This is a genomic window from Paenibacillus faecalis (assembly GCF_900289175.1).
GTDB classification, from domain to species: Bacteria; Bacillota; Bacilli; order Paenibacillales; family Paenibacillaceae; genus Paenibacillus_AQ; species Paenibacillus_AQ faecalis.
The window spans coordinates 361,686-371,975 of record NZ_LT985747.1; the positions used below are offsets into that span (position 1 = coordinate 361,686).

The 10,290-nt window shown below is 46.7% G+C and carries 7 protein-coding genes and 2 pseudogenes; 1 reads left to right on the top strand and 8 read right to left on the bottom strand.

The window, feature by feature from the left end:
• Positions 1 to 14: 14 nt before the first annotated feature.
• The 5 genes and pseudogenes from topA to C8268_RS01755 all read right to left on the bottom strand — a co-directional run.
• On the bottom strand, positions 15 to 2,114 hold the full coding sequence (gene topA / locus C8268_RS01735) for a type I DNA topoisomerase (RefSeq protein WP_106766081.1): 2,100 nt from the start codon (positions 2,112 to 2,114) through the stop codon (positions 15 to 17).
• 34 nt (positions 2,115 to 2,148) lie between these two features.
• Positions 2,149 to 3,267, bottom strand: a complete 1,119-nt coding sequence (gene dprA, locus C8268_RS01740) for a DNA-processing protein DprA (protein WP_106766082.1) — start codon at positions 3,265 to 3,267, stop codon at positions 2,149 to 2,151.
• A 146-nt stretch (positions 3,268 to 3,413) separates the two neighbouring features.
• Positions 3,414 to 4,343, bottom strand: a complete 930-nt coding sequence (sucD, locus tag C8268_RS01745; RefSeq protein ID WP_106766083.1) for a succinate--CoA ligase subunit alpha — start codon at positions 4,341 to 4,343, stop codon at positions 3,414 to 3,416.
• 99 nt (positions 4,344 to 4,442) lie between these two features.
• On the bottom strand, positions 4,443 to 5,603 hold the full coding sequence (sucC, locus tag C8268_RS01750) for an ADP-forming succinate--CoA ligase subunit beta (protein ID WP_106766084.1): 1,161 nt from the start codon (positions 5,601 to 5,603) through the stop codon (positions 4,443 to 4,445).
• A 791-nt stretch (positions 5,604 to 6,394) separates the two neighbouring features.
• Positions 6,395 to 6,541: pseudogene (locus tag C8268_RS01755) on the bottom strand (oxalate decarboxylase); the annotation flags it as partial.
• Between the two features lie 198 nt (positions 6,542 to 6,739).
• Here C8268_RS01755 and C8268_RS01760 point away from each other — a divergent pair.
• Positions 6,740 to 8,365 (top strand): YifB family Mg chelatase-like AAA ATPase, encoded by a 1,626-nt coding sequence (locus tag C8268_RS01760; RefSeq protein WP_106766086.1) that lies wholly within the window; start codon positions 6,740 to 6,742, stop codon positions 8,363 to 8,365.
• A 146-nt stretch (positions 8,366 to 8,511) separates the two neighbouring features.
• Here C8268_RS01760 and C8268_RS01765 read toward each other — a convergent pair whose 3' ends face one another.
• The 3 genes and pseudogenes from C8268_RS01765 to C8268_RS23020 all read right to left on the bottom strand — a co-directional run.
• Positions 8,512 to 8,898 (bottom strand): YraN family protein, encoded by a 387-nt coding sequence (locus tag C8268_RS01765; protein ID WP_106766087.1) that lies wholly within the window; start codon positions 8,896 to 8,898, stop codon positions 8,512 to 8,514.
• Positions 8,899 to 8,903: 5 nt separating this feature from the next.
• Positions 8,904 to 9,194 carry an EscU/YscU/HrcU family type III secretion system export apparatus switch protein gene (locus C8268_RS01770; protein ID WP_106766088.1) on the bottom strand — a complete coding sequence of 97 codons (291 nt, stop codon included), beginning with the start codon at positions 9,192 to 9,194 and terminating at the stop codon, positions 8,904 to 8,906.
• A pseudogene (locus C8268_RS23020) lies at positions 9,191 to 10,290 on the bottom strand (hypothetical protein); the annotation flags it as partial. The gene C8268_RS01770 and the pseudogene C8268_RS23020, both read right to left, overlap by 4 nt.

A 10,290-nucleotide genomic window follows, 5' to 3' on the forward strand; every position in this document is an offset into this window, starting at 1 on the left:
CCCCTTATATCACATTAATCTTCGTTCTCATCCTGCTCTTCAACCATTTCCATGTGATCACATGCTGTGCATTGCAACTTGATGCCCCGCTTGCTCTTCTTTTCGACCATCAAGCTGCTGCAATTTGGACATGGCTTAAGTGACGGCTTATCCCATGATACAAAATCACATTCCGGATAACGATCACATCCATAAAAGACACGCCCCTTCTTGCTGCGTCTTTCAACCACATGTCCCTCTTTACATTTCGGGCAGGCTACACCGATATCTTTCACAATCGGTTTTGTATTTCTGCAGTCGGGAAATCCCGAGCAAGCTAGAAATTTCCCGAATCTACCGAGTTTATATACGAGCGGTTTACCGCATTTTTCGCATATTTCGTCTGAGACCTCATCCTCGATCTCAATTTCTTTCATCTCTTCTTCGGCAACTTCCAGTCTCTTCTCGAAGGATTCATAGAACTCGGCCAGTACCTTCACCCAATCCTCAGAACCCTCCTCCACATGGTCAAGATCTTCTTCCATATTCGCTGTAAACTCAACATTCAAAATTTCCGGAAAAAACTGTTCCATCTGTTCGATCACAAGTTCGCCAAGCTCTGTAGGTACGAACTTTTTTTCCTCGATTGCAACATAACCGCGTTTTTGGATCGTTTCCAGTGTTGGGGCATACGTACTAGGACGGCCTATACCTAACTCCTCCAAAGTTCGGACAAGACGCGCTTCTGTATATCGCGGCGGCGGCTGAGTGAAATGCTGCTTCGGCTCAATATCCTGCTTAGTCAGAACATCACCTTTATGAAGCTCTGGCAGAAACTTTTCCTCTTCCGTCGTCCCGTCATCATTGCCTTCTACATAAACCTTCATAAAGCCCGGAAAACGAACTTTCGATCCCGTAGCCCGAAATACAGTTGGTCCTGCAATAATATCGACAGACAGGGTGTCCAGTACAGCTGAAGCCATTTGACTGGCGACAAAACGTTCCCAGATCAATTTATAAAGTCGAAGCTGATCCCTGCTCAAAAACGGTTTCATGCTTTCCGGTTCACGGAGAATAGAAGTTGGACGAATCGCCTCGTGCGCGTCTTGGGCATTGGCTCCCTTTTTCTTCGAATACTGTCGAGGGCTCTCTGGCACAAAATCACTGCCGTATTTGCCTGCTATATACTCTTTGGCTTCTTCTTGAGCCGTTTCCGAAATGCGAGTAGAGTCTGTACGCATATACGTTATCAGACCGACTGTGCCCTCTTTGCCAAGTTCTACTCCTTCATACAGCTGCTGTGCGACCGACATCGTCTTCGCCGCCCGGAAACCAAGCTTACGTGCAGCCTCCTGCTGAAGTGAGCTGGTCGTAAATGGCGCGGATGGATGGCGCTGTCTTTCACGTTCCTTCACCTCTCCAACCTCAAACGAAGCGTCCTGAATAAAGGAGAGAATCTCATTCACTTCCTGCTGATTGCCCAGTTCTTTCTTGGCACCGTTCAGCTTCAAAAACTTGGCTTCAAACGCCGCATTTTTAATGGCAAGCTTGGCCGTTATTGTCCAGTATTCTTCAGGAATGAAATCATTAATCTCATTTTCACGGTCCAAAATAATTTTGACCGCCACAGACTGAACACGACCGGCGGATAATCCTTTTTTGACTTTCTTCCATAATAGGGGACTGATTTTATAACCGACAAGACGGTCTAAAATACGTCTAGCCTGTTGTGCATTGACCAAGTCCATATTGATTTTTCGTGGTGATTTGAAAGCGTCCTTTACCGCTGATTTCGTAATTTCGTTAAATACAACACGTAGGTTTTGAGATTCATCCAGATCCAGTGCATGGGCCAGATGCCACGCAATCGCCTCGCCCTCACGATCGGGGTCAGCTGCCAGATAAACTTTTTTCACCTTTTTACTCGCATCTTTCAGTTCCTTCAAGACAGAACCTTTTCCGCGGATCGTAATGTATTTTGGATTGAAATCATTCTCGACTTCAACCCCGATTTGGCTTTTCGGCAAATCACGAACATGCCCCATCGATGCTTTTACGATATATTTACTGCCGAGATATTTGCCAATCGTCTTCGCCTTGGCTGGCGATTCTACGATGACGAGTGAATCCGCCACAGGTTCATCCTCCTCTCCAACATTGAACTTTCAATTAAATAATTTTATATAATGCACCAGGTAATTGGGTTATCTGCTTTTTTATGATTAAAGATAACAGAACTGAATGCAAATGTCCAAAGTCCCAGCCTGATCTTTCCAGTAGTTCATCAAGTGATCCGGGCCCTTGCTGCAACATATCGTATATTTCCATTTCGTCATTTGTCAACCCATCTGTTCCGAAAACCGAAGGCGACAAGTCTTGCTGATCTTTAAAAAATGGGCTTTGTTTCGCTTCTGTCAGCCATTCATACTCATCGAGAATATCCTGAGCGCATGTGACCAGCTTGGCCCCCTGTTTGATCAAGTCCAGCGTACCTCTGCTTTTGGGGGAAGTAATAGGACCAGGAACAGCAAATACATCTCTTCCCGCCTCCAAGGCAGCATCTGCCGTAATCAAAGAGCCGCTTCTAGCATCGGCTTCAACGACCAATGTTCCTAGGGTGATCCCAGCAATAATACGATTCCGCTGTGGAAAAAAACCGGGATGAGCCTTCGTCCCTGGCGGGTATTCTGACAGGATGAGGCCTTTCTCGGAAATCTCTTGATATAAGGCACGATTCTCCGGAGGGTAGATCACATCAATCCCTGTTCCAAGAACAGCCACTGTATGACCTCCACTTTTCAAAGCCGCGTCATGAGCAACACTGTCAATGCCTCTAGCCATGCCGCTTACAATCGTCAACCCTGACTTCACCAATTGCTCAGTCAAGATCGAACCAACCTTGCGGCCATAGGCTGTAGGTACTCGTGTGCCTACAACAGCGATTCCCGGTTCAGTCAACAAATCAACATTGCCTAACAGATATAAAACCCAAGGTGCCTGCGGAGTTGACTTTAACATGTAAGGGTATCCTTCATCAAGCTTTGTTATTATTCGGTATGATTCTGAGGTCAATTTCCGACATTTATCTTCCACCCATTGTTCCAGATTGTCAGATAGTCTGCGAGCTGTTTCGACAGATAATCCGCAAGCTATCCAATCCTTTTCTTTAAAATCTATCATATGTTTCCCAAATGTTTGATTGATCATAAATCGTTGAATCGTTTTCCAGCCTATACCTTTTGTCTCATGAAGAGCAATCAGCAGCGCCTGCTCAAGCCGTTGTTTCATTATATAACCTCCAGAACATCATATTCATGAACATCAACTTCGTCCTTCTCCCTAAAAAGTCATTTGCTTGAAGACACAAAAAGCAACCCTTCATTTCCTATCAGGAAACAAAAGGTTGCTTACCTATAACAGCGTTAACTGCTATATTAATGTGTTGTGCAAAGGTTCAAAATACCTTTTTCCTCAAGCACACTTACAAGGGTAGAGCCCATTTCAGCTGGTGTTGGAGCTACTTTGATTCCGCAGGCTTCAAGAACAGCTATCTTTTCCTTGGCAGTTCCTTTACCACCTGAAATAATAGCACCAGCATGCCCCATGCGTTTTCCCGGAGGCGCAGTAGCACCGCCGATAAATCCAACAACCGGCTTGGTCATGTTCGCAGCAATCCATTCAGCCGCTTCCTCTTCAGCTGTACCACCGATCTCACCAATCATAATGACTGCATGAGTTTCAGGATCTTCATTGAACAGTTTAAGAATATCAATAAATTCAGAGCCTTTAACAGGGTCGCCCCCGATACCAACAGCAGCAGATTGTCCAATGCCGCGTGTAGTCAGCTGATGAACCGCTTCATACGTAAGGGTTCCACTTCGGGAAACAACACCGACATGGCCCGGCGTATGAATATAACCTGGCATGATGCCGATTTTGCATTGCCCCGGTGTGATTACCCCCGGGCAGTTAGGTCCGATCAGACGGGTCTTTTTGCCTTCCATATAACGGACAACCTTGACCATATCCAGTACCGGAATACCTTCTGTAATACAGATAACAAGCTCCATTTCTGCATCGACGGCTTCCATGATGGAATCAGCTGCAAATGCAGGCGGTACATAAATAACACTGGCGGTCGCACCGGTCTGTGCTTTGGCTTCAGCTACCGTATTGAATACCGGAAGACTGACAGTTTCACCATTGTCCAGCGTGATATCTACCTGAGTGCCACCTTTGCCCGGGGAAGTTCCACCGACCATTTGCGTTCCATAATCGAGCGCACCTTTTGTGTGAAAAAGAGCGGTTTTTCCTGTAATCCCTTGTGTGATGACTTTCGTATTTTTATCGACCAAAATACTCACGATTGATTCACATCCCCTATCGTTAATTTGAAAATGAAAGCAACCGCACAGCCGGAACTAAGCTCGTCCAGCTTGTGCCAGCCTCTTCAGGAATGAATATTACTGCACAAGTGAAACGATCTTCTGTGCTCCATCAGCCATGGAGTCAGCAGGAACGATATTCAGTCCGGATTCAGCCAAGATTTGTTTACCCAAATCAACGTTTGTACCTTCAAGACGAACGACCAGCGGACGAGTAAGTCCAAGCTGCTTCGCAGCTTCAACAACACCGGACGCAATAACGTCACAACGCATGATGCCGCCAAAGATATTGACGAAAATCCCTTCAACCTTCGGATCAGACAAAATAATCTTAAATGCTTCCGTTACCTTCTCCGTCGTGGCGCCGCCCCCTACATCAAGGAAGTTGGCCGGGTCTCCGCCATAATATTTAATAATGTCCATCGTAGCCATGGCAAGACCTGCGCCGTTAACCATACAGCCGATATTGCCATCCAGCGCTATGTAACTCAAGTCATATTTGGAAGCTTCGATTTCCTTCTCGTCTTCCTCATCCAAGTCGCGCAGTTCTTGAATGTCCTTGTGGCGGAACAGTGCATTAGAATCGAAGTTCAACTTCGCATCCAGTGCCATGACATTGCCATCACCGGTAATAACAAGGGGATTGATTTCTGCAATCGAGCAGTCTTTCTCTACAAAAGCAGTATACAAAGCAAGCATGAATTGTGCTGCCTTGTTTACCAGTTCATTCGGAATATTGATCGCGTAAGCAAGCTTGCGAGCCTGGAACATTTGCATTCCAATAGCCGGATCAATAACTTCCTTGAAAATTTTCTCAGGAGTTGCTGCTGCAACCTCTTCAATTTCTGTACCGCCTTCTTCCGAAGCCATCATCACGATCCGGCCGGTAGTACGGTCCACAACGACGCCGATATAATACTCCTTGCGAATATCGCAACCTTCTTCGATAAGCAAACGCTTAACTTCTTTACCTTCTGGTCCGGTCTGATGTGTTACCAGCACCTTGCCCAAAATTTCCTCGGCATAAGCACGAACCTCATCGAGATTCTTAGCTACTTTAACGCCGCCAGCTTTGCCGCGTCCACCTGCATGGATCTGCGCTTTGACAACGGTTACGGAACTACCAAGCGATTTTGCCGCCTCAACAGCTTCCTCTACCGTAAAAGCTACCTTGCCGTTAGGAACGGCCACTCCATATTGCTTCAGTACTTGTTTTCCTTGATATTCATGGATATTCATTCTGGAATCCTCCTATCAACATGACTGGAACAAGGCCTTATAACCCTTATATACAAACCCAAATTATTGTAACATGTTTTTAAAACGCTTACCTTAAAAAGTTCACAGTTTATCCACAGCTTTTTGATATGGATATGATTCTTTCCAGAGAATGATTGGAAATTTTTGTATTAACGGTGGTGTTTATAAGCTGATTTCTATAATTTACGCGAGTTTTATTACATTATTTTCTAACTATATTTATAATTAACTTTAATATAACAACTCCCAAAACGATAATTAAAAGACCTGCAATGAGCGTAATCACAATATTTTCCCATAAAATTACCATGAACTCACCCTTCTTTCATTATTAAAAAATTAAATATAATTAGACAACATACTTGCTTTGACGAGAAAAATAATAGAATGAGAAGGCCGTGATAAAGATGAAAAATATCGTTAAAAGGAATATCGATAAACTTGCGGGAAGTTGGTAGGTTAAATAATTGAAATTAAATATGATCCCCGAGAATGATTCCAATCGATTTTAGTGCTTATAATAATCATCACCTCGCAAGTAATACACCGAACATAGTAAATAATAGTTGATTAACAAAAGTTCCATAGAGAATCGGATTATTCTGTATGCATTATTCCTTATTTTAGTATAATTTTATATTAGTATATCTTCCACAATTGAACAATAAATGAACAGAACGACAAATGAACAAATATTTTATATAGGATCCGCGTATTTGACGACGGGCCATTTTTGTTTACGAAGCGATTCCATAAGTTCGGGGCTGGCATTTAATATGAGTATCCGAAAATGAGAATTTCAAGTTTGGAACAGTCCCGGCATCCGTCACTGGTGGAACGAGCAAATTGGGGTTCTGCAGGTCCCTCCATATGTCCCGTGGACCGTTGTCCGTTGCGCCAGCACCATCTTTTCGTATAGGTTGTGGCTATTTCTGGTCTTCTAATAAACAGGATACTCACCAGTGAAAAAATGGGTGAAAGACTAGTTTTATTGACTTCCCCACTTATCTTTTAATAAAATAGTTATGAAAAACGCGAAAATAAGGAAGCACCTTTTTTCGGATCACACCCCGCTGTTTTGGCCGGGTTAAATCAGAAAGCAGGTGTTTTTTTGTATGTACGGCAAACTTCACAGCGCATGCCTCTATGGCATTGACGGCGTCATGATTCAGGTAGAGGTTGACCTTTCCAACGGGTTGCCGCAAACCTCTATCATCGGCCTTCCTGATTCATCCATCCGTGAATCGGTGGAACGGGTCAGAGCAGCCATTAAAAATTGCGGATTCATTTATCCCATGCAAAGGGTTACAGTTAACCTCGCTCCCGCTGATCTGCGTAAAGAAGGATCTTCCTTCGATCTGGCCATCGCTTTAGGTATATTGATCACCAGCGGGCAGCTTTCTTTTACATCTTCAGAACGGTTGATCATGATCGGGGAACTCGCTCTAGATGGCAGTCTCAGGCCGGTCACCGGCGTTCTATCCATGGTCGAACGGGCCAAGCGAGAGGGTTATGAAGGCGTTCTCCTTCCCCGGGAAAACGCTGCGGAAGCGGCATTGATTTCCGACATGAACATATATGGAATTGGGCATCTGATGGATCTTACTGAGGCGAGGGATTTAAACTCAGCAGCTCGAAACATGAAGCCACGTAAAAAGGATAGTCAGCCTGTAGTTGTCTCACTCTCCCGGTTACGTTTTCAGCCGGAATTATCTCGTAACGACGACCGTGTTCATGAGAGTACAAGCGGAATTTTATTCGAGGATTACAGCGATGTGCTTGGTCAGCAGCATGTTAAACGAGCTTTAACAATTGCAGCTGCCGGAATGCACAACATCTTGCTCATCGGACCTCCAGGGACAGGCAAAACGATGCTCATTAAGCGTCTGCCTTCCATTCTTCCTCCATTAAGTGAGCAAGAGTCGCTGGAGACAACGAAAATCTTCAGTGCAGCCGGCAAGTTAAAACAAAGCGAAAGCCTTCTGCGGGATCGTCCATTCCGTTCGCCACACCACACGATATCCTCAGGCGGACTGATAGGCGGCGGCACGATTCCAAAACCCGGCGAGGTCAGTTTGGCCCATCGGGGCATTTTGTTTTTAGATGAGCTGCCTGAATTTTCCCGAAATGTACTTGAAGTATTAAGGCAACCGCTGGAGGATCGAGAAGTCACGATCAGCCGCGCACGGGCTGTATTTACTTTTCCAGCTAGGTTCATGCTCGTTTGTTCGATGAATCCGTGTCCATGCGGATTTTACGGAAGCGATCATCCGCATCACCGCTGCACATGCAGTCTGCAAAGGATTGCACAATACCGGGCCAAAATATCAGGTCCACTGCTGGATCGAATTGATCTTCAAGTGGACGTCCCTCGGCCTAAAGAATGGCCGGGAACTGTAAATCCACTCTCCTCGAAGGAGATGCGTGTGCAGGTGGAACTGGCCCAAAATGTTCAGCTGGCCCGTTATCGAAATTCCCCTTTTCGATGGAACAGTGAGCTGTCTGGCAGCGCTTTAAGGCGCTTTACAAAACTCGATCGTGCAGCTGCCGATTTACTACACTCCACACTCGACATGCTGGGTCTCAGCATGCGTGCATATGACCGCATATTGAAGATATCCCGAACCATCGCCGATCTCGAAGGATCGCCTGATATCCATTCCGGCCATATTGCCGAGGCTATTCAATACCGACAGCTCGATAAACAAACCGTGCATAGTGATGAATCGGCATATCAGTAGTTATGTTCAAAAGAGAAACGCCTCCGGACTCTTTTTAGAAGAGCGAAGGCGTTTCTTCAATATATAAAAATGAATAGTGCATGAACGGCGTCTAGCACGGACCGTACAGCAACCCCATTACACCGCGCGCCAGGAGTGGCAAACGGCTAAAAGGCATGCTCAATATGTTCTATAGAGCCTGCACTCATGTCCGGGTTAAGAATAACAGCTACTACATCAAATCGAACAGGTACATCATAGCTTTTGGCGTAATGAATATACTGCTCGGCAGTCTTTCGAACTTGAGCGATTTTCCGGGGATTTACCGATTCTATAGGCGTGCCAAATGTTGAAACATCACTTCGACTGCGCACTTCTACGAACACAAGCGTCCCTTTATCACGCGCGACAATGTCGATTTCTCCCGTTCGATTACGCCAATTGCGGTCCAATATGCTGAATCCGCGTTGTTCCAGAAAAGAGGCTGCCGCTGCTTCCGCAGCCGCTCCTTTTTGTTTTCGGGTATGTTGCCTTCCCCCTGATTCGAATCTCATAAACGTTAATGTCCCTCCCTCGCCGCTTCATCTGCCCGATATACATAAGTTAAAACTTCGGCTACTAATTGATACAGTTCCGAAGGGATTTGCTGATCGAGATCAAGTTTGGATAGTACCTCAACTAAAGCGGCATCCTCCTGAACCGGGACACCGTGCTCCTTAGCCCGCTCCAGGATCGTTTCTGCCAGCTTGCCTTGTCCTTTGGCCGTTACAATCGGGGCATCATTTTCTTCAGGGTTGTATTTAAGGGCCACTGCCTTTTTTCTGGCTAATGATAGTTCGTTCCCCTTCATACTCTATAATCCACCCCTTTATAGGTCTGCGGTGTATAATCTACAGCCGCTCCTGCCGCAAAAGTGTCCGATTCCGGTTCAGTAATTTCGGGAAAGGGACTTGTCTTTATACCCAGCAGCTGATATCCGATGGACTCCACTCCTGCTGCAAGCTCCTGTTTTTTCGATTCAATCAGTTCCGCAACCCAAGGCTGATCATTTCGCATATGAAGACTTACAATTCTGTCGACTACATGCACGTCAATGACGGTTGGACCAAGATGCTTCATATCCAAATCAAACCACAAGCGACAGTTCTTCGCGTCGAGTTCGCCTTTTCTGCCTCTTCGTGATTGAATATGCACAGAAGCTGTCTGTTGTCCATCCGCGCCATGCAGCGGGATAAACATGGTCACCTGTGCAAACGGTGCGGTTCTGTCTGTGTTTAACAAAAGCTGCTGTCCCGTCAAATGCTGAATCAGTTGCTGGGCCGCCTCTTTCAGAGCAGGCGGCATATCCTGACTAGCCGCAAGCTGCAGCAGCAGTCCTTTCAGCGTGTCTTGCAGCTCTGCCGGGCTTCTGTTTATGATCGTTGATGCTGCACCAGAAGCCTGCGAACCAGGGCCGACTACTCCCTGTTCCACGACCAAGTCAACCGCTGCTGCCTGCCCATTAAAATTGGCATTCGCTTGAGTCATCGCTGCTTGTGTAGTTTGAGCGCTCTGGCTACTTTGCGCTGCCTGCGTCGTCTGTGTCGTTTGCGTCGTTTGCGATGCCGCTTGCCCTTCCTGCGTTGTCTGTGCTGTGCTGCTTCCAGTCGGAGTGAAGCCAGTCGCTTGAGCTCCGCGTTGGGCGGTCTGGGCGGCTTGCGAAGCCGCCGCCCGTTCGTTTGCAGCAGCGCCCGTTGCTTGTGCTCCTTGCGCTGCCGATGCTGCAGAAGTCCCTGAGGACCCTTCTGCAGCTATGTTCATGCCGGTCCCCGAACTTCCGCCAAGCGCGTTCGGGGGCCCGGCCTGCCCGGCGGCCACATGGCCTGCCGCCGGGCCTTGGGCGGGGCTTCCGCCAGCCCCGCCGCCCTGCTGCGCGGGTGGCTGCGCCCCGCGCAAAACCTGCTGCT